The organism is Methylocapsa sp. S129 (assembly GCF_009765995.1).
Lineage (GTDB): Bacteria > Pseudomonadota > Alphaproteobacteria > Rhizobiales > Beijerinckiaceae > Roseiarcus.
This window is the reverse complement of sequence record NZ_LMUI01000024.1, coordinates 98,942-124,296: the sequence shown is the minus strand read 5'-3', so window position 1 is coordinate 124,296 and position 25,355 is coordinate 98,942. Positions and strand designations below refer to the sequence as shown.

The following is a 25,355-nucleotide window of genomic DNA, read 5'->3' as shown; positions in this document are numbered from 1 at the left end:
TGGGAGGCCGGCATGAATCTTAGGCATTGTCGTCGCTTCGCCGCGGATAGCCGCGGCGCCGTCGCCATAGCGACAGCGCTGTTGTCCGTCATTCTGCTTGGCTTCGTCGCGATCGCGGTCGACATCGGTTTTTTCTACTTCCAGAAGCGCGATCTCCAGACTTATACCGATCTTGCGGCCATCGCCGCCGCCCAGAATCTCGCCACCGCCCAGCAGACGGCGACCAGCGAACTGCAGTTGAACGGCTATCCCGCCGGCGTCCTGCAAAGCGTCGCGACCGGAATCTATTCCGCTAATAGCGCGACGCCCGCCGCGCAAAGATTCCAGGCGCAGGCGAGCGGCGCCAATGCGGTGCTGGTGACGACGCAAGCGACGGCGCCGGTGTTCTTTAGCGGCGTCTTCAGGGCCCTCGCCTCCTCCAGCAACAACACGTCGTCGAACACGGTCAGTAGCAGCAGCGGCGTGACCATCGGCGCGCAAGCCGTCGCGATGCAGCAGACCAACGCCTCCTTCGCCATCGGCTCCAGTCTCTTGACGGTCAATGGCGGATTGCTCAACTCGCTGCTCGGCAGTCTGCTTGGCGGCAGTCTTTCGCTTTCCGCGATGAGCTATCAATCGCTAGTCTCGGCCAACATCGACATGTTCTCGTTCTCCAACGCGCTGGCGACCCGCGCCAATCTTACCGGCGTCACCTATAATTCCCTCGCTAATTCCAACGTCACAGTCGGTCAGGTGTTCGGCGCCATGCTCGACGCGGCGCAGGCGAGCTCCGGCTCCAATGCGACGGAAATTAGTGCCCTCACCCAGATCGCCGCGCTGGAAGCGAGCTCGTCGACGGTGATGCAGCTCAATTCCCTCATCAATTACGGCCCCTATGCGCAGAATACGGTCGGCTCGACGGGGCTCATCGGCGCCGCGGTCTCCGCCCTCGATCTCGTCTCCGCCGCCGCGCAGGTCGCCAATGGGCAGCATCAGATTACGACGACGCTCAACGCCGGCGTGCCGGGCATCGCCAGCGCAAGCCTGCAACTGGCGATCGGCGAACGCCCTGTCGGCACAAGCTGGGTGACGGTGGGGAGCGCAGGCGCGAGCGTTCACACCGCCCAGACCCGGGTGCTGCTGACGGTGGCGGTCGGCCAGGTTCTTGGCGTCGCGGTCAATCTGCCGATCTATATTGAGATCGCGTCCGGCACGGCGACATTGAATGCGATCCAATGCCCATCGTCGACGCAGGCCGAATCGGTGACGCTCGGCGTCACGCCCGGAATCGTCAGCGCGTTCATCGGCAATGTGTCGAACGTCCAATTCAACGATTTCACCACCGCCCCATCGCCAGGCCCGGCGACGATCCTCAATGTGTTGGGACTGGTGACGGTCACGGGATCGGCCACAGCATCGATCGCCAATATGCAGGCGACGCCGGTGACGTTCACCGCCGCGCAGATCAGCGCCGGCACGAAGCAAACGGTGTCGACGACCGATTACATCTCCTCGCTGCTCTCGAGCCTCATCGGCGGCCTGCACTTGACCGTCAACGTGATCGGGCTGCCGCTGTTGGTGCCCGCCAATCTCTCGCAAACCGTGGCGGGCGTGGCGGCGGCGGCGGTGAGCCCGATCGACCAGGTTCTCGCCAGTCTGCTCGGCACGCTCGGCGTCGGCCTCGGCAACGCCGACACATGGGTGATGGGCGTCAATTGCAATCACGCGGTTTTGGTGAATTAGGCGGCCGTCCCGCGAAACTGGAGACCTCCTTTGCCGATCATGTTCAATGCTCTTCTCGAAGCGGCGGAGATCGATCCCCGGAACGTTCGCCTTCTCCGCCATCAAGGCGCCGGCGCGGACCGCGACTTCGCGCCTTACAAGCTGTGGCGCGACAGCTATGACGACTTCATGGCGCACCAATCGCGTCAGAGCGCGCGGGCGGAAAAAATAATCGGACACGCGAAATTCTGGGCGTCGTTTGTCGTAACGCCCGATGAGGAGACCCTGTTCGTCGGGATCTACGGCGTCCTATCGAAGCGACCGGAAATATTCTCCACACCCGGCGCCTCAAAGCGGGATAGGATCGAGGCGGAACCCATCGTTTACGAATTGGGGGAACGCCCCGAGCTTTCCGAACTGATCGCGAAAGTCGTCATCGATTGGGGCGGCGGCTTTCTGCCGCAGGTGCAGCGGGCGGAAACCAACGACAAGCAAATCATCGAATTGCGCCGCGAATCCACGGAAGCTCAATCGCACGGCTGTCTGACGTTCATAAAGCGCCTGGCTGATGGCGAAGGCGCGAGAGGCCGCCCATGGCGCGGCCCGCAGAAGCCCGCAAAATCGGAGCCTCCAGGCAGACCAACGGCCGGCGGCGCGCCCACGCCCCACTTGCGGGCCGTCTCTTCGTAACAACGGCGAGATCGAAACGCTATTGAAAGCGCCGCGGCGCCTGGAGCGCACGGCGAAAACGTGGACGCCGGCTTTTCCCAAATCGCGCACGCTTTCAAGCAATCGAGAGCCGGGTCCGAATCAGGACGCCGCCGACAGCGGCGTCGCGACGTCTTCGAGCGATTTGCGTTCGGCCCGCACGGCGAAAAGCGCGGCGATGATGGCGGCGCCGAGCATCAATGCGGCCGCGACGGCGTAACCTGCAAAGACGCTCTGGCGGGAGCCGCTCTCGATCAGCTTGCCGAAAATGAAGGGCGCGGCGACGCCGCCGATCCCCGTGCCGATCGCATAGAAAATGGCGATCGTCACCGCGCGAATTTCGATCGGGAAGGTCTCGCTGACGGTCAGGTAAGCGGCGCTGGCGGCGGGCGAAGCGAAGAAGAAGACGATCATCCAGCCGAGCGTTTGCGTGAACGCCGTCAGCAGGTTCTGCTCGAACAGCGCGCCGCAGCCGACCAGCAGCAGACCGGACAGAGCATAGGTGATCGAGATCATCCGGCGCCGGCCCAGCGTGTCGAAAAGGCGCCCGAGGACCACGGGTCCGAGGAAATTGCCGGCGGCAAAGGGCAGGATGTACCAGCCGACGCGACCGGCGTCGACAGAATAGAATTTGGTGAGAACCAGCGCGTAAGTGAAGAATATCGCGTTGTAGAAAAACGCCTGCGCCGCCATCAGCGCGAGGCCGACCAAAGTGCGCAGCCGATATTTTCTGAACAATGTATCGAACACTTCTAAAATTGGCGTGTGGGAACGCCAGCGCAACCGGATGCCGGCGCCGTCTTCGACCGGCGCAAGCTCGGCGCCGGCGCGGCGAAAGCGCGCCTCGATCTCGCCGACCGCTGCTTCCGCCTCGGCCGCGCGTCCGTGAATGATCAGCCAGCGCGGGCTCTCCGGGATCCACATCCGCATGACAAAGACGATCACGCCAAGAGCCGCGCCGACGAGAAAGGCGAGCCGCCAGCCGGTCTCGGGATCGACGAGAGCGGGGTTCAAAAGCGCGACCGCGACGAGCGCGCCGAGCGCCGCGCCCACCCAGAAGCTGCCATTGATGACCAGATCGGTAAAACCGCGATAGCGCGCGGGAACGAGTTCCTGGATCGTCGAATTGATCGCGGCATATTCGCCGCCGATGCCGGCGCCGGTGAGAAAGCGGAAAAGAAAAAAGCTCCAGGCGCTCCACGAGGCGCCCGTCAGCGCGGTCGCAGTGAGATAGACAGCGATGGTGATGAAGAACAGTTTTCTGCGCCCGAGGCGATCGGTCAGCCATCCGAAAAAAAGCGCGCCGACCACCGCGCCAAAGAGATAGGCGCTGCCGGCCAGGCCGATTTCCGGATCGGAAAAGCCAAGCGCCGGGCTCGCCTTCAATGCGCCAGCCACCGAGCCGGCCAACGTCACCTCAAGCCCATCGAGAATCCAGGTGATGCCGAGGGCCGCGACCACGAGCGTATGGAACCGCCCCCAAGGCAGGCGCTCCAGGCGCGCGGGGATATTTGTGGTGAGGAGGCCCGGATCCATGCTCTCGCCGGATGAAGAGGAATCCGGACATCAACGCGGCCGCGGGCTTTCGGTTGCCAGCGCCCGCGGACCAAAGTCGGCGCGACGCGCGCGCGCCAAGGCGAAGAGATATCTTTTGCGGGCCGTTATGGGCGGAACGCCCTCATTTTCTCATGATTTCCGCGCCAGACCAAAGGGCATTGGACAAGAACAAATCATCTCGGCAATCATCTGGCGATGAAAAGCGTCCTGATCCGCGCCGCGCGCTCGTCTGACCTACCCGCAATCATCGCTCTGATCGCCAACGATCAATTGGGGCGTCAGCGCGACGATGCGAGCTTGCCGTTGCATCCGGACTATTCAGCCGCTTTTCAAGCCATTGAAGCCGATCCCAATCAATGGCTCGTCGTCGCTGTGATCGACGACCGCATCATCGGAACGCTCCAGCTTTCTTTCATTCCGGGGCTCGCCAGGCGAGGCGCATGGCGCGGACAGATCGAAGCGGTTCGCATCGCCGCCGATTGCCGCAACGCCGGTCTCGGCCGGCAAATGATGGATTGGGCGATCGCCGAGTGCCGGTCGCGCGGCTGCGCTCTCGTTCAACTGACGACAGACAAGAGCCGTCCTGACGCGCATCGTTTCTACGAACGGCTCGGGTTCAAAGCGAGCCACGAAGGCTATAAACTCGCGCTGTGAAGCCGGGCGTGGCGGATGGGAGCGCTTGCGCAATTTTCCGCCTCGGTCGATTCCACTATGCTGGGTGCGCCATGATCCTATCCGAGCCTTTCCCGCATTGACCGCGCCGCCCGCCGGGATCAATGCGCCGCCCGACCGCATCCGTTTCACGCGCGACGGCGCGAGCGGTGTGGAGGCGATCCGCGCGCGTTTTGCCGGCCACGCCTATGATTTGCATCGCCATGACGATTGGCTGGTCGGCGTCACCGATCGCGGCGTGCAGGATTTCTTCTGCCGCGGCGCTCGCCAGCGCAGCACGCCAGGGCGCGTCATCCTGATCGAGCCGGGAGAGATGCATGACGGGCAAGCGGGAAACGCCGGCGGCTTCGCTTACAGTATGCTGTATCTTCCGCCAGCCTGGTTGCGGGCCGGCCTCGCCGGCGCGCCGGGCGGCGATCCGGCCTTCCGGGCCACCCTGTCCGATGACGCCGCGCTCGGCGGCGCGGTCCGCGCGGCCTGTAGCGCCCTTGCAGAGCCCGCCGGGCGGCTGGCGCGCGATGCGGCGCTGGACGCGGTCCTGCGGCTGCTGCGGCGCCATCTCGGCCGCCCCGAGCGGCGCGCGACCGCGCAAAACGATGCGCCCGTGGCGCGGCGGGCGCGCGAGCGGCTGCACGACGAAATGGATCGAGATATCGGCGCCGACGCGCTCGCGCGGGCGGCGGGCGCCGCCGATCGCTTCCAGCTCGCGCGCGCCTTCCGCGCAGCCTATGGCGCTTCGCCGCACGCCTATCTCGTGCAAATTCGCTTGCTGCGCGCCCGCGCCATGCTGGCGGGCGGAGAAAGACCGGCCGCCGTCGCGGCGGCCTGCGGCTTCGCCGACCAGAGCCATCTCGGCCGCTGGTTCCGCCGAAGCTACGGCCTGACGCCGGCCGCCTACCGCGCCTGCTGCACGGGCGTTCCAGACAATGGGGCCGACATCGGCTGAACTGCGGTTCCCAATGGGGATCACGCAGGCGATGGACATGATTTTTGATACGAAGGTAGCGATTCTGGTGCTGGACGATCTCCCGGTCTGGCAGAAGCTGAATGTGACGGCTTTCCTCGCGACGGGCATTGCCGGGGCGGCGCCGGAGGCGATGGGCGACCCCTATGAAGATTCGGTGGGCCGCCGGCACGCCCGGCTGCTCGGCCAGCCCATGCTGATCTTCGCAGCCGGGCCCGAGGCGTTGCAGCGCGCCTGGCGCGCCGGCATCGAGCGCGGCCTGACCCGCGCCGTCTATGTCAGGGCGATGTTCTCCACCGGGCACGACGCGGCCAATCGCGCGGCGTTCCGGGCGGAGCCGGCGGACGCACCCGATCTTGTGGGCGTCGCGCTGCGGGGACCGAAAAAGGATGTCGACAAGGCGACGAAGGGCGCCGCGCTGCATCCATAGTCAGCGCTTTTCAGCAAAGTGTTCGCAGGTTTACGCCGCCAGCAGCCCGTTCATCGGCTTCACGCCCAATGTGTCTGGAAACACCGTCCGCCCCAGCGCATCCGCGGACAGGCCGAATTGATCGGCCAGCAGGCCTTTGAGCACCGCGCGCAGATCGGTCGTCGGCTTGAGGTCGCGATTCTCATAGAGGTCCGCAGTCTTGAGGCCCGGCCAATCGGCGATGACGCGCCCGCCATTGAGCGCGCCGCCGGCAAGGAACGCCACCGTGCCCGTGCCGTGATCGGTGCCCGTCGTGCCGTTGATATGCACGGTGCGCCCGAACTCCGTGGCGGCGACGATCACGGTGTCCTTCCAGCGCGGACCCATTTCCGTCTCGAACGCCGCGATCGCGCCGTCGAGACCGCCGAGCAATTGCGCGAGGCGTCCAGTGGCGCCCCCCTCGTTGACATGCGTATCCCAGCCGTCGAAGGCGAGCGCGGCGACGCGAGGTCCGTCATCGGCGCTGATCAACCGCGCCGCCCCTTCAGCCGCCTTGCGCATGGCCAAAGCGATGTCGCCGCCCGGCTTGATCCCATCCATGCCGTTTTTCGTCGCCATATGGTCGGCGTCGATGCCCGCCCGCAGCGCCGCCGCCAAGGCGGGATCGCGATGGGAATAGAGGTCCATCAACCGGGCGGTCAGATCGTCGGTCGGCGCGGTTAATCCGGACGGCGCCCAGCCGAGAATCGGCGCGGCCCCGCGCAACACCAGCGGCGGCGTGGCGCCGACCGCGAGACCGCCGCGCTCGGCAACGCGCTCGCCTTTGGGGAGCGCCGCGATCGCGCGGTTGAGCCAGCCGCTTTGCACCTGGCCGGGGCCGGGCATGCCGCTTTCGAGCACGTCCTGTCCGTCGAAATGCGAGCGTTCGCGGTAATTCGTCGCGCAGGCATGCACGGCGATCGCCTGTTTCGCGCCATAGAGGCGCGCAAAATTCGGCATGGCGGGATTGAGGCCAAAGAAGGAATTGAGCGCGAGAGCGGGATGAGCGCCCGCCCATTGCAGCGCCAGTTCGCCATGCAGCGCGGCATAATCAGGATCGCCGATCGGGGCCAAGGCGGAGAGGCCGTCGAGCGCGCCGCGCAAGATCATCACAACAAGACGGGGATCGCGCGCATCGGCGGCCCTGGCGAAAGACGGGATATGCGCCCAGGCGTAAAGCGCGCCGCCCGCTGTCAGAAGCGCGCGGCGGGAAAGTTTGGGCGTTTCGCAAAGGAGCATGGCCGTTACCTCCGCTGAAATTCGGGCGACATGATGAGCAGCGCGAAGGCCTGTTCGCGCGACTCGGCGCGCGTCACCGCCTCGCGCGTTTGCGGCGAGACGGTGGGGCCGAGAATGTCGTCGACGAGGGCCGCCGGCGCGGGCGCGTCTTTAGTCTGCCGCGCGAATTGAGCCGCAAGCTCCAGGCGCATTTTCATGCCTTCGGGCGAAGCCCAGGCGGCCGTATCGTCGGAAAATCCGTTGGGGCCGCCCGGCTGCCAAAGCGGCATGCCCAGAAGGTTCATCGCATTAAGCGCCGGTCCCGGATCGGCGACGGGGCGATTGAAGGCGCGCTGAGAGGCGACGACGATTTCCCAGGGATTGCGTATCTTCGTCGCCAGCGCGCTCCAGGCGGCTTCGTCCATGACGAGGGCATGCGCCAGCGCGCCCAGATCGCCCTCGCTGTCGCGGAAGAGTTTGGCGAGCCGCGCCACAAGCGCGGGATCGGGGTCGTCGGCGACGAAATGGCGCGCGATTTTTTTGGCGATATGGGCCGCTGTCGCGCCTTGACGCGCGATGTCGGCGAGCGCCGCTTCGCCCTGCGCCACGCCATCCTGGGCGTAAACGCGCCCCAGCAATGTCGCCGTCCCCGGTTCATGCGCGTTGGGGTTGAAAGCAAAGGCGCCAGGTTCGCCAAGCTTGCCCTCGCGCCCGACGATCGTCCAGCCCGTGAGGACCTGCGCAAGCTGCGTCACATCGGTCTGGCTATAGCCTGACCCGACGCCCATCGTGTGCAATTCCAGGATTTCGCGCGCCAGATTCTCGTTCAAGCCGCGTTTGCGATTCTGCCCCGCTTTGGAATTGGGGCCAATGGATTGCGCATTGTCGAGGAAATTGAGCATGCCCGGATGCTGCTCGACCGCCCGCAGCATGTCGGCGAAACGGCCGGTCACATAGGGGCGAATCGCCTCGCGCTCGAAGGCGCCCGCGCAGGCGCGCCCGATATTGCTCTTGGCGAGCGAAATGCAAAAATGGTTCGACCAGAAGGCCACGAGCCTCTCGACAAAGCCGATCGGCGCGGCGCAGGCGCGGGCGAAGCGCGCCGTCGCTTCCGCGCGGAAAATCTGTTGTTCGACCGGAACCTGCGGCGTCATGGCGGGGGCCGCGATGGCGGCGGGCGCGCCCGTCATCGCAGGCGCGGACATGGCGGCGGGCGTTGGCGGCGCGGCGGGCGGCGTCTCGATCAACGCCGCGACATTGGGCGCAGGCATGCCAAGGCGCGCGAGATTGGCCTGCGCCAGGCGGTCGCGTTCTTGTTTTTTGCGGTCCTCGTCCGCATAAACCGCTTGGAGGATCAGAGGCGTGCGTTGCAAGGCGGGATCGGCGAGAAGCGCGCTCTGGGGCGCGTTCAATTCGGCGAGGATCGCCTCGCGCGGATCGCTCGTCCGCGCAAAATCGCCCGGGCGCGGGCCAAGACCGAAGCGATTGAAGGCGACGAGCAAGCGCGGGTCGGGAATCGCCATGAATTGAGCCATCCTCTGCGCCCCCGCGCAGCCGATAGAAACACTCCAATCATGACCACAAAGTGAACAATTCGCTTTTGCCGCGCCGACATTGCGGGCGTCTATGCGGATTACGGGAAAACCGGATATGATCGAAGCCGAACCGACCCTACGAGAGAATCATTCATGGTCCAGACCCGCCATATCCTGATCGTCGACGACGATGCCGAGCTGCGCGGCGCTTTGGCTGAACAATTGGCGCTGCACGAGGAATTCGCGGTCTCCGTCGCCGACAATGCGACGTCGGCCCGCACGATCGCGCATGACAATCCGCCCGACCTCATCGTGATGGACGTCGGTTTGCCCGACATGGACGGGCGCGAGGCGGTCCGGCTGATGCGCAAGGACGGCTTCAAACGGCCGATCATCATGTTGACCGCGCATGATTCGGACGCCGACACCGTCCTGGGGCTCGACGCGGGCGCGAACGATTACATTCCAAAGCCGTTCCGTTTTGCGGTGCTGCTGGCGCGCCTGCGCGTCCAGTTGCGCCAGCACGAGGCGAGCGAGGACGCCGAATTTCAAATCGGCCCCTATACGTTCCGGCCCGCCTCAAAAAACCTCGTCAACGCCAAAGGCGCGAGGCTTCGCCTGACCGAGAAGGAGGCGGCCATTCTGCGCTTCCTGCATCGCGCCGACCGGCAGGTCGTCTCGCGCGAAGTGCTCCTGAAGGACGTCTGGGGCTATAACGCCAATGTCACGACCCACACGCTGGAGACGCATATCTATCGGTTGCGGCAGAAAATCGAAGTCGACCCGGCCGACGCCCGCCTGCTGGTGACCGACGCCGGCGGCTACAAGCTGCTGCCGTGAGCGTTGCGGGAGGGAATTAGATGGCGCTTGCCGACGACATCGAACGCCTATCGCGGACAAGGCCGTTCAATCTGCTGCCGCGCGAAGCCATCCAGCTCGTCGCCTTCTCCGCCGAAAAGCGGATGCTGTCCGCCAATGAAAGCCTTTTCGAGGAAGGCGATCTGGGCGATTGCGGCTATTTCGTTCTTTCCGGCGCCATCATCTTGACCGCGCGCGGACACGCGGGAGAGCGCGCGCATATCGCGCATGCGGGGACGCTGATTGGCGAGAATGCGATGGTCGCGGAAGTTCACCGCCCTTCCAGCGCGCGGGCGCGGGAAAACTCTATTGTCTTGCGAATCCCGCGCCAGGTCTTTCATCGCGTGCTGGGAGAGTTTCCCAAGGAGGCGGCGCGCATACGGGCCAATCTGGCGACGCGGATGCGAAAAATCTCCGGAGAGCTTGAGGAATTGCGCCGGCGGGCGATTGATCCCGTCCGCTAGGGGCGAGCCGCCCCGACCTTTGTCCGCTTATTGCTGGTTCATCGCCAGAACCGGCTGCGCCACCACCATCTGCGGCGCCTGGACGCCCGCGATTCTGTGCGGCGCGGCCGTTGCGACGGTCGCTTCGTCATGAGGCGCGCGCACCGCCATCATCCCGGCCACGGCCAGAAGAGCGAATGCGACGATCAGCGATATCCCGAACTGGCGCTGCGCCATGGCCCGGACTTCGCCATCGGCCGTACTGGCCTCAAGGGCGTCTTCATCGAAATAGGGGGCGTTTGTCATGTTCGCCATCTCCCGTGCTTCCCGTCTTCCTGTTACGGTCTGATATAATTGCCGGATGCGGGCGCCCGTCGATTTTCACAAAAGATTGACCGGACAGGCGGGCCGCAGCAGGCTTGCGGAGACAACGCGCCCCTTGTTCGAAGGTTCCCCGGAATGAACGAGACCTCGCGATTGGAAGATTGGGCGGTCGTCGGCGCGCCGACGGCTGGCGACATCGAGCGCCTGGCCGAAGCCGCGTTCGCACGATTGCCCGACGGGTTCCAGAAGCTTTGCGAGGGGCTGATTATCCAGGTCGTCGATTTTCCCGATGAGGAGACGCTCGACGAAATGGGCGCGCAGACGGAATTCGACCTGCTAGGGCTGTTTCGCGGTCGCGGCATGATTCATCGCCCTGCGGTCGCCGAAACCGGGACCTTGCCCAACATGGTCTGGCTCTACCGCCGCCCCTTGCTCGACTTCTGGTGCGAGGGGGAGGATAGTCTGGGAACTGTCGTGACCCATGTCCTGGTTCACGAGATCGGCCATCATTTCGGCCTCTCGGACGAGGATATTGAGGCGATCGAGGCGGCTGCGGCTTGAGGCCAACGCCGCCATCTATGGCGCCTTCACAAGTCCGTCACGCCAGTTGTAGACTATTATGACAATCGGATTCGCATCCGGTTGCCTGTTCGCGGAGAAACGGAGCGTCGGATTGACGGTTCATGTCCGAGCGGTGTCGCCGGAAGCCTGTCCGGCCTTGGTGCTCAATGCGGATTTCCGTCCGCTGAGCTATTACCCCCTCTCGATCTGGTGCTGGCAGGACGCGATTAAGGCCGTGTTCCTCGATCGCGTGAATATCGTTTCGCTCTATGACCTGACGGTGCGCAGCCCCTCGTTCGAAATGCGGCTACCCTCGGTCGTCTCGCTGAAAACCTATGTGAAGCCGTCGCGATTTCCCGCTTTCACAAGGTTCAATGTCTTCCTGCGCGACCGCTTCACCTGCCAATATTGCGGCGAACGCGACGAACTGACCTTCGATCACGTGGTGCCGCGCTCCAAGGGCGGCCTCACAAGCTGGGAGAACGTCGTCGCCGCCTGTTCCTGCTGCAATTTGAAGAAGGGCGACCTCCTGCCCGCCGCCGCCCGCATGTGGCCCGCCACCATGCCGTTTCAGCCGACCGTCCATGACCTCCACCAGAACGGGCGCCTGTTCCCGCCCAATTATCTGCATGAGAGCTGGATGGACTATCTCTATTGGGACAGCGAACTGGAGCCGTGATCGGGGCGCGAATCGGCGCTGGCGTCCGCACGCCTTCACTTTTCACACGATCTTCCGTCAATGGCGTCCAATCTTCCCCGGCGGGGCGTGTCGTGTTTTTCCACGCGTGGAAGAAGTGAACCCCTGTCCGCATATGTAGACTAAATTGATAGACATTATTACTTCGTAGAGATAACAATGATCGGGCGGATTCCGGCTGAAGGCGCGCTGACCTTCACCGCAGAGAGCGAACGATCATGAGCACGACCGAATTGGGAACCCGGGCCGATTTCACGCCATCATCGACACTAGGCTGGCGCGAACTCTGGCTGAAAGAGGATTGGTGGGCGATCTGGCTGGGTCTGGGCATCGTCGTCGTCGGCTATGTCCTGTTCGCCAATGGCGCGAGCCTCAAATGGATCGCCGTAACGCCGGAGAAATGGTCCAGCCTCGGTCAGCTCGGCGCGCATTTCGCGGCCAATGGCGTTCGTTATGTCGCGCAATTCGTCTTCTGGCTGGCGATTTTCAGCGTCGCGCTGGTTGCGCTCGGCCATAGCGCGCGGGAATTCATCCCCTCCTTCGTTTTCCTCTACGTCGCCTCGGTCGTCATCTTCGCGCTCGGCCAATGGACGCAGGCCAATTACTACAATCTCGAACCGCCGCTTGTCGCGCTCGTCCTCGGCTTGCTGATTTCAAACCTGATCGGCCTGCCGCGATGGATGGACGCCGGGTTCCGCGTCGAATTCTACGTGAAGACCGGCATCGTGCTGCTCGGCGCCACCCTGCCCTTCTCGCTGATCGTATGGGCGGGCCCGGTCGCGATTCTGCAGGCGTCGATCGTTTCGATCGCGACCTTCCTGGTGATTTTCGCCGTGGCTCGCCGCTTGGGGCTGGACAAGCGTCTGGCGGCGACGCTCGCCGCGGGCGGCGCGGTCTGCGGCGTCTCGGCGTCGATCGCCATCGCCGGCGCCGTCGGCGCCAAGAAGGGCGATGCGCCGATCGCCATCGCCGTGGTCATCCTGTGGGCGATCGTCATGATCTTCGTTCTGCCCTTCGCCGCGCGGTTCCTGCTCCTCCCGACCGGCGTCGCGGGGGCCTGGATCGGCACATCCGAGTTCGCCGACGCCGCCGGCTTTGCCGCCGCGCAGACCTATGGCGAATTCGCCGGTCAGGTCCCTGGGATCGCCGGGACGAGCGATCAGGCGGTCTGGGCTTTCACGTTGATGAAAGTGGTCGGCCGCGACGTCTGGATCGGCGTCTGGGCGCTCGTCCTCGCGATCATTTCGACCACCCGCTGGGAGCCGGCAGAATCCGGCCGCAAGCCGGAAGCGGCCGAAATCTGGTGGCGCTTCCCGAAATTCGTCATCGGTTTCGTCATCGCCTCGCTGATCGTCACCTTTGCGGCGCAGGGCTATAGCCTCGCCGACTACAACAAGCTGGTGAATCCGACGCTCGTCGCGCCGATCAAGGATCTGCGGACCTGGGCGTTCATCTTCTGCTTCTTCAGCATCGGGCTGACGACGAGATTCGGCGAATTGGCGCAGGCCGGCAGGAAGCCGTTCGCCGCCTTTAGCGTCGGCGTCGTCGTCAATGTGGCGCTCGGCTTTCTCCTGTCGGCGATCGTGTTCGCGTCGCACTGGGCCAATCTCGCGCGTTAGGAGAGAGAGGATGGGCGGCGGTCCGGTCAAGGCGCAGTGTGGGCGCTGCGTCCACTTCCACAACGACCGCGCCTATCTCGAAGCGGCCATGCCAGGATTGTCGAGCATGAGTTCCGGCGACGCGTCAGTGCGCGCCGACGACGGCGTCTGCGAGCGGCATGACCGCTATCTCAGCGCCCGCGCCTCCTGCGCGGACTTCAAGCCGGTCGGTGAGCCGGAGGCAGCGGAGGCGGAGCGGCTGCTCTAGGACGGTGATGATTCACGGTGGAATCAAAGAGCTGTCATTGCGAGCGGAGCGAAGCAACCCAGGTGTCGTGACATCTGCTGGCTGTGCGCTGGGATAGCGACGATCTAAGTACCTTTTCCAACGTAGACAGCTTAAACATCGAGTTCCAAGGTCATAATGAGCGAGACGCCCATATTTCGATAGGGAGGCCTCGACCCGCGACCGAGCCAGCAATCGTCACGACACCTGGGTTGCTTCGCTCCGCTCGCAATGACGGCTGGCGGGCAACCGGATGTCATCTTGCTCTAAGAACGACGCGCCAAGCCGACGGCGTTGGATATTTCGTCCTGCGACCAGCCCAATTGATCGTAGTCGCCGCGCCAATAGACAAGCGCGCCGCCGCCGCCGCGCCGCCGCACGGCTTCAATCCGGCCGATCACGATCGCATGGCTGTGCCGCTCGATGATTTCTTCGACCGAACAGTCGAACGCGGCGAGCGCGTCGCTGAGCAGCGGTGCGCCTGTGGCGAGGGTGATCCAGTGGCCGCCCTGATACCGCTCCGCGCCTTCGGCGCCGGTGCGGCCAGCAAACCGATGCGCCAGTTCGCGATGCGACGCCGAGAGAACGTTGACGCCGAAGCTGCGCGCTGCGCGCAAAGTCGGCCAGGACGATGAAGCGCGATTGATGCAGAGAATGAGAGTCGGCGGATCGGCGGATAGCGATGAAACCGATGTCGCCGTGAAGCCGACGCGACGCTCGCCCTCCCCGCATGAAATGACGCTGACGGCGCCGGCGAGTTCGCGCATCGCCGCGCGAAACTCCTCACGCGGCGTCTCGAACGGGGTGGCGCTCGATCCGTTCACGAAGGCATTCTTCAACGTCGCTCCCATGTTTGGGCGCTCCTGTTCGATTAGCACGTCGCCAGATTGGCCACTTGCATATGAACTCAGTCTATAGTATTTGTCAACTTATAGATTGAACGCCGTCACACGGCAAATAGGGAGCGCCCAACCCATGTCCGACCACCCGCAGAAGCCCGAAACCCTTGTCGTTCACGCCGGCTGGCGGGCCGATCCCGCCACCGGCGCGGTCGCCGTGCCGATCTATCAAACGACATCCTATCAATTTAACAGCACCGAACATGCCGCCAATCTTTTCGCGTTGAAGGAGCTTGGCAATATTTATACGCGCATCGGCAATCCGACCAACGACGTGCTCGAAAAACGCATCGCCGCGCTTGAAGGCGGCGTCGCCGCTCTCGCTGTCTCTTCAGGGCAGGCCGCCTCCGCCTTCGCGATCCAGAATCTGGCGCGCGCCGGCGACAATATCGTCTCCTCGACCGATCTCTACGGCGGCACCTGGAATCTTTTCGCCAATACGCTGAAGGACCAGGGGATCGAAGTGCGCTTCGTCGACCCGAGCGATCCGGAAAACTTCCGCCGCGCCACCGATTCCCGCACGCGCGCCTATTACGCCGAGACGCTGCCCAACCCGAAACTCGTCGTATTTCCGATCGCCGAAGTCGCCGCGATCGGGCGTAGCCTCGGCATCCCGCTGATCGTCGACAATACGGCGACGCCTTTGATTGCGCGCCCGCTCGATCATGGCGCGGCGATCGTCGTCTATTCCTCGACCAAATATCTTGGCGGCCATGGCAATTCGATCGGCGGCCTCATTGTCGACGGCGGCAATTTCGACTGGGAGAAATTCCCCGAACGTCAGCCCGCGCTCAATACGCCGGACCCCAGCTATCACGGCGCGGTCTGGGTTGAGGCGGTCAAACCGCTCGGCCCCGTCGCCTATATCATCCGCGCCCGGGTCATTCTGCTGCGCGATCTGGGCTCCGCGATTTCGCCGTTCAACGCCTTCCTGACCTTGCAGGGCGTCGAAACGCTCGCCTTGCGCATCGAGCGCCATGTCGCCAACGCCAGCGCGGTGGCCGCTTGGCTCGAGAAACGCCCGGAAGTCGTGCGCGTCATCCACCCCTCGGTACAGACCGGCGCGGCGCGGCAACGCGCCGACAAATATCTCAATGGCAAATTCGGCGGCCTCGTCGGCTTCGAACTCGCCAAGGGACGCGAAGCGGGACGGCGCTTCATCGACAGCCTGCAATTGTTCTACCACGTCGCCAATATCGGCGACGCGCGCAGCCTCGCCATTCATCCGGCCTCGACGACCCATTCGCAACTTTCGGCCGAGGACCAGATCAAGACCGGCGTCTCGGATGGTTATGTCCGCCTGTCGGTCGGCATCGAACATATCGACGACATTCTCGCCGATCTCGATCGCGCGCTGAACGCGGCGGGCTCATACGCCATCGCCGCCGAATAGTCGCAAGCGGGAGCGGATTGCATCATGGATTTTCTTCACACCCTCAATCCGCTCTATTCGCTCTCCGGCCTCGCCATCGGCGCGCTGGTCGGCTTCACCGGCGTTGGCGGCGGCTCGCTGATGACGCCGCTGCTGGTGCTGTTGTTTGGCATCCATCCCGCCACCGCCGTGGGCACCGACTTGCTCTATGCCGGGCTCACCAAAATCAGCGGCACCGCGGTGCATGGGCTGAACGGCGCGGTCGACTGGCGCATTACGCGGCGCCTGGCCGCAGGCAGTGCGCCCGCCGCCGCGCTGACGCTGCTGGCGCTCGCCTATTTCGGCCATGACAGCAAGACGGCGAGCGATGTCATCACCACGACGCTGGGCTTTGCTTTGATCGTCACCGCCGTGACGCTCATCTTCCGCACCTGGCTGCTGGCCAAAGTCGCCAGCACGCTCGAGACACTGAACGATGGGCAGATCCGGTTGCTGACTAATCTTCTGGGCGCCGTGCTCGGCGTGCTTGTCTCGATCTCATCGGTGGGCGCTGGCGCCATCGGCGTGACCGCGCTGCTGATGCTTTATCCCAAATTGCCGACGGTCAGGATCGTCGGCTCGGATATCGCTCACGCCGTGCCTTTGACCCTGATCGCCGGAACAGGCCATTGGTTCCTCGGCTCGATCGACTGGTCGCTGCTTGTCTCGCTCTTGATCGGCTCCCTCCCCGGCATAGCGATCGGCAGTCAGCTCGCCTCGCGCGTGCCTGATAAAGTGCTGCGCCCGGTGCTGGCGGGCACGCTCGCGCTGGTGGGGGCAAGGCTGGCGATTTAGCGCCTGAAGAAACGAACGAAGCGAAGCGCAATTCACTAGACGGCTTAGCGTTCGTTATTGAGCCATTGTTCGCATGCAGGCCATTCTTTTTCACCTTTGAGAACTTGTCCAGGACGCGCGAAGCGCGCCGCCTCCGGCGGTCGCCCGCAGGGCGATCCTTGACAAGTTCTCAAAGGTGAAAAACGCTCCGCCATGCGAAACGATGGATCACACCCGACCCTTTGATGCGTGATTCGCCCCGCATCAACCATCCATCGCCACCACGATTTTGCCGACGTGCTCATTTCTCGCCATGCACTGGAACGCCTCGCGCGCCTCGCCGAACCCGAAGCGATGCGAGATAACGGGATCGATTCCATGTGCAGCGATAGCGCGCAGCATCGCCTCGAAATTCTCGCGATGCCCGCAGGTGACGCCTTGCAGGCGCACCTGACGCATCACGGCGAGCGGCAGATTGATCGCGGCCTTCGCGCCGGAGAGAACGCCGATCAGCGCGATCGTGCCGCCAGGGCGAATGAGGCGTAACGAGGCGTCGAGCGTATCGGCGCCGCCGACTTCGACAATGAGGTCGATGGGGCCGCCAGCCAGTTCGCGGGCGCGGCGCGCCCAATCGGGATCGGTGCGATAATTGACGATCGCGTCGGCGCCGAGTTCGCTTAAAGTCGCCGCCTTGGCGTCGCTGGACGTCGTCGCGACAACGCGCGCGCCAAGCATTTTGGCGAATTGTACTGCGAACAGCGACACGCCGCCCGTACCCTGGGTGAGCACGACCGAGCCCGGCCTGACGCCGCCCTGTTCGACGATCGCGCACCAGGCGGTCAGCGCGGCGCAGGGCAAGGTCGCCGCCGCCTGCGTCGAGAGGGCTTCGGGCAGGCGAACAAGCGCTTGCTCAGCGATAACAAGCGTCTGCTGCAGCGTGCCGTCGCCGCCCGGTCCGCCGAGCCCGGTCGCAAGCTTGGCCATATCAGGCTCGCCGGCGATCCAGCCCGGGAAGAAATGCACGACGACGCGATCGCCGACCTGGACGCGCTCGCATCCCGCGCCTAAAGCCTCGACGATTCCCGCACCGTCCGAACAGGGAACGATCGGCAAGGCCTGCCGCGGATTATAGATGCCTTCGACGAGCAGCAGGTCGCGCCTGTTGAGGCTGACCCATTCGATCCGCACCCGCGCCTCGCCAAAGCCGGGCTCACGCTCAGGCCGCTCCTCAAGCGCGAGCCTGTCGATGCCGAACCCGCCCCGCAGCGCCCATGCTTTGTTGGTCATTGTCGAATCATGCTCCGCGTTTCGCCCTGGGCGACACAGCCAAACCGAGAAACACCAGCAGCGCCTGATTGAGACGCAATATGTCTTCGTCGTCGAGGCGCCCAATGCGGGCGCCGACTTTGGATTTCGGCACGGTCGTGATTTTGTCCGCCATCAAACGGCACGGCGCGCGCAACCCATTGCGATCGTTCGGCTCGACGGGAAGACGAAACAGCGGCGCTTCCGTCGCGTCGATAGTGAAGGCGCAGATCGCGATCGAGTCGGTTGCGTCAAAGCTGTCATCCTGCACGATGACGATGGGACGCGGTTTGCCTGCGCAATCCTTGCCGCCTAAGACCGTCCAGATGTCGCCCCGCTTCACTCATCGTCCCGATCCGAAACCGCGTCGATGAAGGCCTGATCGTCGCGCGCCGCAGCACTGGCGGCGACGGCCAGAGACTGGCGATGCGCCTCAGCGCGAAAGGCCGGCGCGCGCACGTCCGGCGCCCAAATCTGGATCGGACGCAGGCCCTGCTTGTGCAGCCGCGCGCGTTGGTTTTGCACCTTAAGGCGCGAAGATTTTGGCGTCGGCGCCGAGGCCATGACCGTTCTCCCGCTTAGGTCACATGTAACCTATTCCGAGCGAGAAATCTCTGCCAGAACCTTACGTAGCGCTGCTGTGGGTCTTGTCATTCGAAGAATCGGCGCGGCGCAATCCCTGGCGGCTCAGCCAGCCGCGCGCATCGCTTCGACCGGCGCACGCGCCGCATAGCGCCCCGTGCAATCGCCGTCGTAATAGCTCATTCCGGCATGAGTCAGCCGGCTCTGCAGATCGAGCCAGATCTCGCCGCCCAGCGCGCGCCAGCGGCCGCAGAACGCATAATCCTCGCTCAGATAGACTCCCGTTTCACGGTCGATCGCGCATTCGAACAGAGCATAGAGATTGTCGCTGTTCGGCGTCTCATTGGTCAGCGTATGGACCGCCCTGAATTTGAGTTCCGGATGGGCGTCGATCAATTGCTCGAAGACATGGCGCCGGATCAGTTGAAACCCGGTGCCGGCGTATTTCGCCGTTGCGAAGCCGCCTTCGCGACGCAGTTCGTCGCCCTCGCAGATTTGCCCGACATAAGAGAGACCCGCCGCCGCCAGAGGTTCCCCGTTGACCGCGCGCTTTGGCAGCGCGCGCCAATCGATCTGCTTGAGCGGATAGGCGCCGGCCGCGAAGGGCTTGTCGATCCGCAGCAGGCGCAGGAATTGATCGGGTTCGAAGGCGATGTCAGCGTCGATGAACATGAGATGCGTGGCGCGCGGATTGTCGAGGAAACGCGAGACCAGCACGCTGCGCGAGCGGGTGATCAGCGAATCGCCCCCGAGCAAGACGACATCGAGTTCAAACTCGCCGCCGGACGCCAATTGCATCAGCTTGAGGATCGACAGCATGTAGCTCTGATTGACCAGCCCGCCGAAACAGGGCGTCGACACGACGACAAAAGGTTTGGACATCCGCTCTCACCCCGCGCCGCGCGCCCGGGGATCGGGCGCTGCCGGCTCATCGCCGAACATGAAGCCTCAGCCTTTCGCCAGCCTTGCAACAGCGGTGTCGGTCGGCGCCACCCGCCTCGAAGGCCATTTACTGGATGTCAATTTGTCAGGTGTTGGATTGCCCGTCGCGTTGCGGGTTCTTGTTCATGTTGCATATCCCAGAAGAATCTCCCGAGGAAACGCCGGGCGCCAGATTTCGGCAAATATTGGCCGAGGTGCAAGGCGCCAAGGCGAATCCGGCTGCGCTGAGCGAGGAAGACGGCTTATCTTCGCTCTTCTCGGCCAATCCTTTCGCGAATACGATATTTTCGGTTGACGATCGACCGCCGACGACCGGCGGCGGATCGCATTGGGACGCGGCGCTGGCCTGGATCGGCGAGCAGGATGGGCCAACGGCGATTGTCGAATCGCGGCGCCCGGCCGGGGACACCGCGGAAGCGATTCTGGATGAACTCGGCCTGAGCGAAAACCTCACCTACGAGGAGCTCAATCAGGCGCGGCGTCTCTACATGTGGCGCAATCACCCCGATCGCCACGACGAGGCGCAGCGGGAAAGCGCGACGCGCCGGGTGGCGATCGCCAATATGCTCGTCGACCGCGCCCAGGCGCGCCTTATCAGCGGCGGCCGGACGTAAAAATATCTTCCCGCGACGCCGAAACTTCACCTTGCGTTAGCCTTCACAGAATTAATCTTTCGCCGTTAACGCCTTGAGAAGGGTCGGCGACGACGCGGGTGGGGGCTCGCCGAGACCGGACCATCGAGACTGCGCAAGCGGATCGGTCGGTTCGTTATCTCTACGAGAATGGATTGACCCTCGCGCGAAATTTCTCAATGGATAGTTGTGCTGTTTCGTTGTGTTGATTCGCGCTCGGGGGGAGCCTGTCATTCGCACGCGCGCCTTTGACCGCAAGAAATTTTTGGCGAGAAAAATTTGGCGGCGACGCCGAATGCTTTCTTTCGTCAACCTCGATTGAACGGTCCGCCATGAGATTTTTTAAAACACCCTGGCTGCAATTGGCGATCGTCATCCTGATCGCCCTCCTGGGCATGGTCGGCGCGATCGACAATATTCAGAACCCTTACGCCCTGGCCTGCATTCTTGGGCTGATGGCCCTGGGTTTTATCGGCATGGGCCTGGGCGAATTGCGCGGCGCGGGCGCTTCAGCCCATTCCTCGGACGGCGCCAATCTCAAGGACGATTTCGAAGCAAGGCGCGCGCAGCTCGATCGCGAACTCGACACGATCGCCAATCTTATCCAGTCGCATCTCGACGCCAACGGCCGCTATTCGGATTCGCTCGCGCAGGCGGACCAGGGCCTGCTCCCCTCGACCAATCCGGAGAAGGTTCGCGCGATCGTCCGCCTTCTGATTGACGCCAACGAGAAGATGCGGCGCGAAACCGGCGAACTCTCAACCAGCCTTGAAAAGTCGCGATCGCAAGTGGCGGCGCTGCGTTCCAAACTGGTCGAGGCCCAGGCGATCGGCATGCGCGATTCCCTCACTTCTCTGAGCAACCGGCGCGCGTTCGACAGCAACCTGACCAAGGAAATCGCTCAGGCTCGGGCGCAGGGAACGGAAATGTGCCTGATGATGGGGGATCTCGATCATTTCAAAAAGGTCAACGACAATTACGGCCATCCGTTCGGCGACCGCGTCCTGAAATATTTCGCCGAGCTTCTGCTGAAACATATCAAGGACGGCGATATTGCAGCGCGGCTTGGCGGCGAGGAATTCGCGGTCATTCTCCCGCAAACGACGCTCGAGAGCGCGACGCGGCTGACCGATCAGATTCGCGGCCGGCTCGAAGCCCAGCAATGGATGAACGCCCAAAGCGGCCAGCTCTTCAGCAAGATAACGGCGTCTTTCGGAATCGTCCGGCTCAGTGAAAAAGACGATTCCGAAACATTGGTGAAGCGGGCGGACACCATGCTCTACGAAGCCAAACGCACCGGCAGAAACCGCATCATCATCGAAGACACCGCGTAAAGCCCGCGTTCCTTAGCGCGGCGAGGTCTTCTTGTAAGGCTCCGGCGCGGCGGAGGCCGGCGCTGGCTCAGGCGGCCATTCGAGAGACACGCCGCTCTGGGTCAGCAGGACCCAATGGTCCCCCCTTTTCTCGATCGTATTGATTCGGCCGAGGTCGGGCAGCAAATCCCCGGCCTTGACGTGGCGCAGCCCGACGTCGGTCTGGACCAAGGCTTCGCCATTCAGCACGTCGAGAAGCTTGTAGGGCGAAGACGACGGCTTGAGATCGGCGACGCGCATGGGCGCCACGATGACATTGACCGTTCGGCTGGCGCCTGCCTTGTCGGGAATAGACCCCGTCGGGGTCCGGTCGATCGCTTGCGGGGCATTGTTCGAGGCATCCGCCTCGACGAGCGTCGCAGGCCGTTCCTGCGCCGTCGCGACCGGATGGCTCGGGCGGGCGAAGATCGAAAGATATTCCAGGCCGGCGATTCGCGGCGGCCTGTCGACATCGGCGACCATGTAACCGGCGAAGCCGAGGGAAGACAGCGCGATCAAAACGCCGAAGGCGGCGAGCATGCGGTCGACCGATGAACCGTGGCTGATCGCGGCGGGCGAATATCGCCGCGGCGGTTTCTTGGGCGAGGCGTTTGAGGCGGGGTTGTCAGACATGACGACGGGGGCGCCTTTCGCGGTGAAAAAGTCGGAGCATCAGGGTCACGGCGATTTCCCCGGCTTCTCCGCCTTTGTGTCGGGCTTCAAAGCCGCCGCCAGTTCCTGGAACGCATCCACACTCGGGCCGGATGACAGAACCTGCGTCATCGCCTCGTAGATTCGCGGCACGACGCTGATGGCCTGATCAAGCGCCGCGTCGGAACCGGGCTGATATCCGCCCATGAGGCGAAGATCGCGGGTTTCCTCGTAGCGCGAGACCAATGAGCGCAGTCTTGCAACAAGCTTGCGTTGCTCCGGCGTCCATCCAAAATGAGCGAGGCGCGAAATCGACGATAGAATATTGACGGCGGGATAGCGGCCCTGGTCGGCGATCGTGCGATCCAGCACGATATGGCCGTCCAACGTGCCGCGAATGCTGTCGGCGACCGGATCGTTGTGATCGTCGCCGTCGACCAGCACCGAGAAAATGCCGGTGATCGAACCGCTGCCCTCAAGGCCAGGACCGGCCCGTTCAAGAAGCCGGGGCAACTCGCTGAAGACGCTTGGCGCATAGCCGCGGGCCACGGCCGGCTCGCCGGCGGCGAGCGCCACATCGCGCGCGGCATGCGCAAAGCGTGTCACCGAATCGATGATCAGAAGGACGGAATCGCCGCGATCACGAAAATATTCGGCAATCGTCATCGCGGTCTTGGGGGCGAGGCGCCGCATCATTGGGCTCTCATCGCCGGTGGAGACCACCGTGATCGCCGAGGCCTTGTTGGAGCTGAGCGTGTCGTCAAGAAACTCGCGCACTTCGCGCCCGCGCTCGCCCACCAAAGCGATGACGACCGTATCGAAATCGGGCGATTGCGCCAGCATCGCGAGCAGCGATGATTTTCCGACGCCCGATCCGGCAAAGACGCCAATTCTTTGCCCCGCGCAGAGCGGGGAAAAGAAATCGATGACCCGGATGCCGCTCTTGATGGGATCCTTGACCCGCGCCCGGCGCATGGCGGGCGGCGGCTCGGCGTCGAGCGGCATGACGCGCTCGCCCTGTTCAAGGGGCAGGCTGGTGTCGATCGGCCGGCCAAGGGCGTCGATCACCCGGCCCTTCCAAAGGGGGTGCGGCGACAAAGACAGATTTTCCGTGCGGAAAGCCCTGGTGCCGATCCCCGCGTCGCATCGCGAATCGAACGGCTTGAGGGTGACGGTGCCGCCATCGATGCGCACGACCTCGCCGATCTGGGCGCGCCCCCCGGCGTCGAGACTGACGCATTCGCCAAGCTTGAGGAAGCGCGAAAGGCCCGCCACGCGGTAGTGCGACATGGCGACTTCGGTCACGACGCCGCCCAGGCGCACCGGCTCGATATATTTGCGGCCCCAGGTCATGCCGGCTTCAAGACGATCGAGAGCGTTCATGGTTGCTTGGTCCGGCTGTTCGTTTCAGGAAGTTTGCGCCGCGGCGGCCTCGTCAAGCGCTTGAGCCCAGCGTCTTGATCGCGTCCGTCAAAGAGGACTCGGTCTTTTCCGTTGCGGCGTTGATGCCGTCGAAAGCCCGGGTCACGGTAATGAGTTTGGTCATTTCCATGATCGGATTGACGTTCGAGTTTTCGACAAAACCCTGGGCGACGCCGTTCACGGCAAAATCGAGGATCGGGGTCGCCGGCTTGCTGGGGATGACGCCAGAATTGGCGAAGCGCGTCAGTTTGGCGCTGTCGTCGATCGCAAACAGACCCAATGCGCCGACCTGATTGCCCTTCTGGCTGATCATACCGTCGCGCGAGATGTCGGGGGGACCAGCGCTGGAGTCGAGCAGGATCGGCGCGCCGCCGGCGTCGAGGATGGAATAGCCGTTCAGAGTCGTCAGCTCGCCTGAGTCCTTGATCGTCATCCGGCCGTCGCGGGTGTAGACGGTTCCCGCCGGCGTCTTGATGCCGAGCCAGGCGTCGCCCTGAACGGCGACATCGAGCGGATTGTCGGTCTTGCTGGTCCCGCCGGACCGGCGCGAAATGAAATCGGCGCCGCTGCCCGCAAAAGCGACCGTGCTGTCCCCCGCCCTCGCCATTTGCGCTTCAAAGCTGACGCCGTCCGCCCGATAGCCGACAGTGTTCATATTGGCCACGTTGGAAGCGATCGTCTGCAGACGCCGCTCAAGCGCGACTTGTCCGGAAAGAGCGACATAGAGCCCAGATTGCATGGAGAAGACCCGTCGTGCGGCCGGTGAACCGGCTGGAAGGTTCGACCGGAAATATCCCGATCGCGCCGATCTCATCCTCCCATCCTTGACTTGCGCGAAGCTGGTTTGACCGGAACAGCCTCACGCAAGCTCAACGACGCAACCTAGAGGGGCCTTAAGAACGCGGCAGGAGAGCCAGTTGAATTTCATCGTGGGTCTGGTCATCGCCATTGGCTGCATGCTTGGCGGGTTCGCGGCGCTCGGCGGCCATCTCGAAGTGCTGATGCAGCCCTTCGAATTCGTCATTATCGGCGGTTCTTCCTTAGGCATTTTCGTGGTCGCCAATCCTTTGTCGACCATCAAGGACTGCGGCAAGGCGATCGTTGAAGCGATTCTGGACAAGGGGCCGAAGGCGCGCAATTTCCTCGACGTTCTCAGCGTCCTCCACGCCCTGATGCGCGAATTGAAGGGCAAGTCGCGCAGCGAAGTTGAAAATCACTTCGAGAATCCGAAGGAATCGGAAATCTTCAAAGCCTTTCCGAACCTGCTGGCGGACAAGGATCTTGTCACCTTCATCTGCGACTATTGCCGCCTCATCATCATCGGCAATGCGAGAACGCACGAGATCGAAGCGCTGATGGACGAAGAGATTCAAACGCTGACCTACGACAGATTCAAACCCGTCCATGCGCTGAACGCCGTGGCCGATGGTTTGCCAGCTCTTGGCATTGTCGCGGCGGTGCTGGGCATCATCCATGCGATGGGCGCGCTGGACCAATCGCCCGAATTGTTGGGCGGCCTGATTGGCGCGGCGCTTGTGGGCACGTTCGCCGGCATTTTCCTGTCCTATGCCGTGATGTCGCCAGTCGCCAGCAAGATCAAGGTGGTGCGTCAGAAACAATTGCGGCAGTTCGTTCTGATCAAGCAGACCTTGCTGGCCTTCATGAACGGCGCAATGCCGCAGGTCGCCGTGGAATTCGGCCGCAAGACCATTCCCGCCAAGGAACGACCAACAATCGACACGGTCGAAAACGAGACGATTTCTGGCGGCGCGCCGAGCGGCGGAGCGGAAGCTCCACTCAAAGCGGCGGCCTGAC

Annotated in this window: 28 protein-coding genes; 16 read left to right on the top strand and 12 right to left on the bottom strand. The window is 63.6% G+C overall.

Going from position 1 to position 25,355, the window contains the following annotated elements:
* Positions 1 to 12 precede the first annotated feature (12 nt).
* Positions 13 to 1,722, top strand: a complete 1,710-nt coding sequence (locus tag GSQ90_RS16110) for a pilus assembly protein TadG-related protein (protein WP_158815874.1) — start codon at positions 13 to 15, stop codon at positions 1,720 to 1,722.
* 30 nt (positions 1,723 to 1,752) lie between these two features.
* Positions 1,753 to 2,391 carry a hypothetical protein gene (locus tag GSQ90_RS16105; protein ID WP_158815873.1) on the top strand — a complete coding sequence of 213 codons (639 nt, stop codon included), beginning with the start codon at positions 1,753 to 1,755 and terminating at the stop codon, positions 2,389 to 2,391.
* Between the two features lie 120 nt (positions 2,392 to 2,511).
* On the opposite strand, the gene GSQ90_RS16100 is transcribed toward GSQ90_RS16105, so the two are convergent.
* Positions 2,512 to 3,945 carry an MFS transporter gene (locus GSQ90_RS16100; RefSeq protein WP_158815872.1) on the bottom strand — a complete coding sequence of 478 codons (1,434 nt, stop codon included), beginning with the start codon at positions 3,943 to 3,945 and terminating at the stop codon, positions 2,512 to 2,514.
* 216 nt (positions 3,946 to 4,161) lie between these two features.
* Here GSQ90_RS16100 and GSQ90_RS16095 point away from each other — a divergent pair, with 216 nt between their 5' ends.
* The 3 genes from GSQ90_RS16095 (at position 4,162) to GSQ90_RS16085 (ending at position 6,032) form a co-directional block, all read left to right on the top strand.
* Positions 4,162 to 4,620: a GNAT family N-acetyltransferase gene (locus GSQ90_RS16095; RefSeq protein WP_158815871.1), complete on the top strand. Its 459-nt coding sequence runs from the start codon at positions 4,162 to 4,164 to the stop codon at positions 4,618 to 4,620.
* A gap of 97 nt (positions 4,621 to 4,717) precedes the next feature.
* Positions 4,718 to 5,584, top strand: a complete 867-nt coding sequence (locus GSQ90_RS16090; RefSeq protein WP_210254907.1) for an AraC family transcriptional regulator — start codon at positions 4,718 to 4,720, stop codon at positions 5,582 to 5,584.
* Between the two features lie 37 nt (positions 5,585 to 5,621).
* Positions 5,622 to 6,032 (top strand): DUF2000 domain-containing protein, encoded by a 411-nt coding sequence (locus tag GSQ90_RS16085; protein ID WP_158815870.1) that lies wholly within the window; start codon positions 5,622 to 5,624, stop codon positions 6,030 to 6,032.
* A gap of 30 nt (positions 6,033 to 6,062) precedes the next feature.
* Here GSQ90_RS16085 and GSQ90_RS16080 read toward each other — a convergent pair whose 3' ends face one another.
* Complete coding sequence (locus tag GSQ90_RS16080) at positions 6,063 to 7,289, bottom strand: DUF1501 domain-containing protein (RefSeq protein WP_158815869.1); 1,227 nt, start codon at positions 7,287 to 7,289, stop codon at positions 6,063 to 6,065.
* A 5-nt stretch (positions 7,290 to 7,294) separates the two neighbouring features.
* A complete protein-coding gene (locus GSQ90_RS16075) occupies positions 7,295 to 8,791 on the bottom strand; it encodes a DUF1800 family protein (RefSeq protein WP_158815868.1) in 1,497 nt (498 codons plus the stop codon).
* Positions 8,792 to 8,956: 165 nt separating this feature from the next.
* Here GSQ90_RS16075 and GSQ90_RS16070 point away from each other — a divergent pair, with 165 nt between their 5' ends.
* Positions 8,957 to 9,643 carry a response regulator transcription factor gene (locus tag GSQ90_RS16070; protein WP_158815867.1) on the top strand — a complete coding sequence of 229 codons (687 nt, stop codon included), beginning with the start codon at positions 8,957 to 8,959 and terminating at the stop codon, positions 9,641 to 9,643.
* Positions 9,644 to 9,663: 20 nt separating this feature from the next.
* A complete protein-coding gene (locus tag GSQ90_RS16065; protein WP_158815866.1) occupies positions 9,664 to 10,125 on the top strand; it encodes a Crp/Fnr family transcriptional regulator in 462 nt (153 codons plus the stop codon).
* Positions 10,126 to 10,152: 27 nt separating this feature from the next.
* Here GSQ90_RS16065 and GSQ90_RS16060 read toward each other — a convergent pair whose 3' ends face one another.
* Positions 10,153 to 10,410: a hypothetical protein gene (locus GSQ90_RS16060; RefSeq protein ID WP_158815865.1), complete on the bottom strand. Its 258-nt coding sequence runs from the start codon at positions 10,408 to 10,410 to the stop codon at positions 10,153 to 10,155.
* A 153-nt stretch (positions 10,411 to 10,563) separates the two neighbouring features.
* Between GSQ90_RS16060 and GSQ90_RS16055 the strand changes: the two genes are divergently transcribed.
* The 4 genes from GSQ90_RS16055 to GSQ90_RS16040 all read left to right on the top strand — a co-directional run bounded on the left by GSQ90_RS16055 (position 10,564) and on the right by GSQ90_RS16040 (position 13,552).
* The gene (locus tag GSQ90_RS16055) at positions 10,564 to 10,989 is read left to right on the top strand and encodes a metallopeptidase family protein (RefSeq protein ID WP_158815864.1); all 426 of its coding nucleotides are present in this window, start codon (positions 10,564 to 10,566) and stop codon (positions 10,987 to 10,989) included.
* Positions 10,990 to 11,101: 112 nt separating this feature from the next.
* Complete coding sequence (locus GSQ90_RS16050; RefSeq protein ID WP_158815863.1) at positions 11,102 to 11,668, top strand: HNH endonuclease; 567 nt, start codon at positions 11,102 to 11,104, stop codon at positions 11,666 to 11,668.
* A gap of 236 nt (positions 11,669 to 11,904) precedes the next feature.
* Positions 11,905 to 13,305, top strand: a complete 1,401-nt coding sequence (locus tag GSQ90_RS16045; RefSeq protein ID WP_158815862.1) for a YeiH family protein — start codon at positions 11,905 to 11,907, stop codon at positions 13,303 to 13,305.
* Positions 13,306 to 13,315: 10 nt separating this feature from the next.
* Positions 13,316 to 13,552 (top strand): hypothetical protein, encoded by a 237-nt coding sequence (locus tag GSQ90_RS16040; protein WP_158815861.1) that lies wholly within the window; start codon positions 13,316 to 13,318, stop codon positions 13,550 to 13,552.
* A 284-nt stretch (positions 13,553 to 13,836) separates the two neighbouring features.
* Here GSQ90_RS16040 and GSQ90_RS16035 read toward each other — a convergent pair whose 3' ends face one another.
* Positions 13,837 to 14,421, bottom strand: coding sequence for a flavin reductase family protein (locus GSQ90_RS16035; RefSeq protein WP_158815860.1), 585 nt, complete (start codon positions 14,419 to 14,421; stop codon positions 13,837 to 13,839).
* A 124-nt stretch (positions 14,422 to 14,545) separates the two neighbouring features.
* Here GSQ90_RS16035 and GSQ90_RS16030 point away from each other — a divergent pair, with 124 nt between their 5' ends.
* Positions 14,546 to 15,862, top strand: a complete 1,317-nt coding sequence (locus GSQ90_RS16030; RefSeq protein WP_158815859.1) for an O-acetylhomoserine aminocarboxypropyltransferase/cysteine synthase family protein — start codon at positions 14,546 to 14,548, stop codon at positions 15,860 to 15,862.
* Between the two features lie 24 nt (positions 15,863 to 15,886).
* The gene (locus GSQ90_RS16025; RefSeq protein WP_158815858.1) at positions 15,887 to 16,675 is read left to right on the top strand and encodes a sulfite exporter TauE/SafE family protein; all 789 of its coding nucleotides are present in this window, start codon (positions 15,887 to 15,889) and stop codon (positions 16,673 to 16,675) included.
* 243 nt (positions 16,676 to 16,918) lie between these two features.
* Here GSQ90_RS16025 and GSQ90_RS16020 read toward each other — a convergent pair whose 3' ends face one another.
* The 4 genes from GSQ90_RS16020 to GSQ90_RS16005 form a co-directional block, all read right to left on the bottom strand.
* A complete protein-coding gene (locus GSQ90_RS16020; protein WP_158815857.1) occupies positions 16,919 to 17,941 on the bottom strand; it encodes an NAD(P)-dependent alcohol dehydrogenase in 1,023 nt (340 codons plus the stop codon).
* Positions 17,942 to 17,948: 7 nt separating this feature from the next.
* Positions 17,949 to 18,302 carry a type II toxin-antitoxin system PemK/MazF family toxin gene (locus GSQ90_RS16015; protein ID WP_158815856.1) on the bottom strand — a complete coding sequence of 118 codons (354 nt, stop codon included), beginning with the start codon at positions 18,300 to 18,302 and terminating at the stop codon, positions 17,949 to 17,951.
* The gene (locus GSQ90_RS16010) at positions 18,299 to 18,523 is read right to left on the bottom strand and encodes an antitoxin MazE family protein (RefSeq protein WP_158815855.1); all 225 of its coding nucleotides are present in this window, start codon (positions 18,521 to 18,523) and stop codon (positions 18,299 to 18,301) included. Before GSQ90_RS16010 ends, GSQ90_RS16015 begins: the two co-directional genes overlap by 4 nt.
* Positions 18,524 to 18,646: 123 nt before the next feature.
* Entirely contained in the window at positions 18,647 to 19,423 is a 777-nt protein-coding gene (locus tag GSQ90_RS16005) for a hypothetical protein (RefSeq protein ID WP_158815854.1), read from the bottom strand.
* A 185-nt stretch (positions 19,424 to 19,608) separates the two neighbouring features.
* Here GSQ90_RS16005 and GSQ90_RS16000 point away from each other — a divergent pair, with 185 nt between their 5' ends.
* A complete protein-coding gene (locus tag GSQ90_RS16000; protein ID WP_158815853.1) occupies positions 19,609 to 20,097 on the top strand; it encodes a hypothetical protein in 489 nt (162 codons plus the stop codon).
* 350 nt (positions 20,098 to 20,447) lie between these two features.
* Positions 20,448 to 21,449, top strand: a complete 1,002-nt coding sequence (locus GSQ90_RS15995; RefSeq protein WP_158815852.1) for a GGDEF domain-containing protein — start codon at positions 20,448 to 20,450, stop codon at positions 21,447 to 21,449.
* A 12-nt stretch (positions 21,450 to 21,461) separates the two neighbouring features.
* Here GSQ90_RS15995 and GSQ90_RS15990 read toward each other — a convergent pair whose 3' ends face one another.
* From GSQ90_RS15990 to flgF, 3 genes are read right to left on the bottom strand one after another with little or no spacing between them, the layout of a single operon-like run.
* A complete protein-coding gene (locus GSQ90_RS15990) occupies positions 21,462 to 22,100 on the bottom strand; it encodes a hypothetical protein (RefSeq protein ID WP_158815851.1) in 639 nt (212 codons plus the stop codon).
* 45 nt (positions 22,101 to 22,145) lie between these two features.
* On the bottom strand, positions 22,146 to 23,501 hold the full coding sequence (gene fliI, locus GSQ90_RS15985) for a flagellar protein export ATPase FliI (protein WP_158815850.1): 1,356 nt from the start codon (positions 23,499 to 23,501) through the stop codon (positions 22,146 to 22,148).
* 52 nt (positions 23,502 to 23,553) lie between these two features.
* Complete coding sequence (gene flgF / locus GSQ90_RS15980) at positions 23,554 to 24,279, bottom strand: flagellar basal-body rod protein FlgF (RefSeq protein ID WP_158815849.1); 726 nt, start codon at positions 24,277 to 24,279, stop codon at positions 23,554 to 23,556.
* A gap of 178 nt (positions 24,280 to 24,457) precedes the next feature.
* Between flgF and motA the strand changes: the two genes are divergently transcribed.
* Positions 24,458 to 25,354 carry a flagellar motor stator protein MotA gene (gene motA, locus GSQ90_RS15975; protein ID WP_158815848.1) on the top strand — a complete coding sequence of 299 codons (897 nt, stop codon included), beginning with the start codon at positions 24,458 to 24,460 and terminating at the stop codon, positions 25,352 to 25,354.
* Position 25,355: the final 1 nt, after the last annotated feature.

What these genes read in the sequence shown, in the direction of transcription:
- GSQ90_RS16055 (WP_158815864.1), top strand. Translation starts at nt 10,564, where the DNA reads ATGAACGAGACCTCGCGATTGGAAGATTGGGCGGTCGTCGGCGCGCCG.
- GSQ90_RS16045 (WP_158815862.1), top strand. Translation starts at nt 11,905, where the DNA reads ATGAGCACGACCGAATTGGGAACCCGGGCCGATTTCACGCCATCATCG.
- GSQ90_RS16060 (WP_158815865.1), bottom strand. Translation starts at nt 10,410, where the DNA reads ATGACAAACGCCCCCTATTTCGATGAAGACGCCCTTGAGGCCAGTACG.
- GSQ90_RS16030 (WP_158815859.1), top strand. Translation starts at nt 14,546, where the DNA reads ATGTCCGACCACCCGCAGAAGCCCGAAACCCTTGTCGTTCACGCCGGC.
- GSQ90_RS16095 (WP_158815871.1), top strand. Translation starts at nt 4,162, where the DNA reads ATGAAAAGCGTCCTGATCCGCGCCGCGCGCTCGTCTGACCTACCCGCA.
- GSQ90_RS16075 (WP_158815868.1), bottom strand. Translation starts at nt 8,791, where the DNA reads ATGGCGATTCCCGACCCGCGCTTGCTCGTCGCCTTCAATCGCTTCGGT.
- GSQ90_RS16005 (WP_158815854.1), bottom strand. Translation starts at nt 19,423, where the DNA reads ATGTCCAAACCTTTTGTCGTCGTGTCGACGCCCTGTTTCGGCGGGCTG.
- GSQ90_RS16110 (WP_158815874.1), top strand. Translation starts at nt 13, where the DNA reads ATGAATCTTAGGCATTGTCGTCGCTTCGCCGCGGATAGCCGCGGCGCC.
- GSQ90_RS16100 (WP_158815872.1), bottom strand. Translation starts at nt 3,945, where the DNA reads ATGGATCCGGGCCTCCTCACCACAAATATCCCCGCGCGCCTGGAGCGC.
- GSQ90_RS16025 (WP_158815858.1), top strand. Translation starts at nt 15,887, where the DNA reads ATGGATTTTCTTCACACCCTCAATCCGCTCTATTCGCTCTCCGGCCTC.
- GSQ90_RS16020 (WP_158815857.1), bottom strand. Translation starts at nt 17,941, where the DNA reads ATGACCAACAAAGCATGGGCGCTGCGGGGCGGGTTCGGCATCGACAGG.
- GSQ90_RS16010 (WP_158815855.1), bottom strand. Translation starts at nt 18,523, where the DNA reads ATGGCCTCGGCGCCGACGCCAAAATCTTCGCGCCTTAAGGTGCAAAAC.
- GSQ90_RS15990 (WP_158815851.1), bottom strand. Translation starts at nt 22,100, where the DNA reads ATGTCTGACAACCCCGCCTCAAACGCCTCGCCCAAGAAACCGCCGCGG.
- fliI (WP_158815850.1), bottom strand. Translation starts at nt 23,501, where the DNA reads ATGAACGCTCTCGATCGTCTTGAAGCCGGCATGACCTGGGGCCGCAAA.
- GSQ90_RS16040 (WP_158815861.1), top strand. Translation starts at nt 13,316, where the DNA reads ATGGGCGGCGGTCCGGTCAAGGCGCAGTGTGGGCGCTGCGTCCACTTC.
- GSQ90_RS16065 (WP_158815866.1), top strand. Translation starts at nt 9,664, where the DNA reads ATGGCGCTTGCCGACGACATCGAACGCCTATCGCGGACAAGGCCGTTC.
- GSQ90_RS16085 (WP_158815870.1), top strand. Translation starts at nt 5,622, where the DNA reads ATGATTTTTGATACGAAGGTAGCGATTCTGGTGCTGGACGATCTCCCG.
- GSQ90_RS16080 (WP_158815869.1), bottom strand. Translation starts at nt 7,289, where the DNA reads ATGCTCCTTTGCGAAACGCCCAAACTTTCCCGCCGCGCGCTTCTGACA.
- flgF (WP_158815849.1), bottom strand. Translation starts at nt 24,279, where the DNA reads ATGCAATCTGGGCTCTATGTCGCTCTTTCCGGACAAGTCGCGCTTGAG.
- GSQ90_RS15995 (WP_158815852.1), top strand. Translation starts at nt 20,448, where the DNA reads ATGAGATTTTTTAAAACACCCTGGCTGCAATTGGCGATCGTCATCCTG.
- GSQ90_RS16000 (WP_158815853.1), top strand. Translation starts at nt 19,609, where the DNA reads ATGTTGCATATCCCAGAAGAATCTCCCGAGGAAACGCCGGGCGCCAGA.
- GSQ90_RS16070 (WP_158815867.1), top strand. Translation starts at nt 8,957, where the DNA reads ATGGTCCAGACCCGCCATATCCTGATCGTCGACGACGATGCCGAGCTG.
- GSQ90_RS16035 (WP_158815860.1), bottom strand. Translation starts at nt 14,421, where the DNA reads ATGGGAGCGACGTTGAAGAATGCCTTCGTGAACGGATCGAGCGCCACC.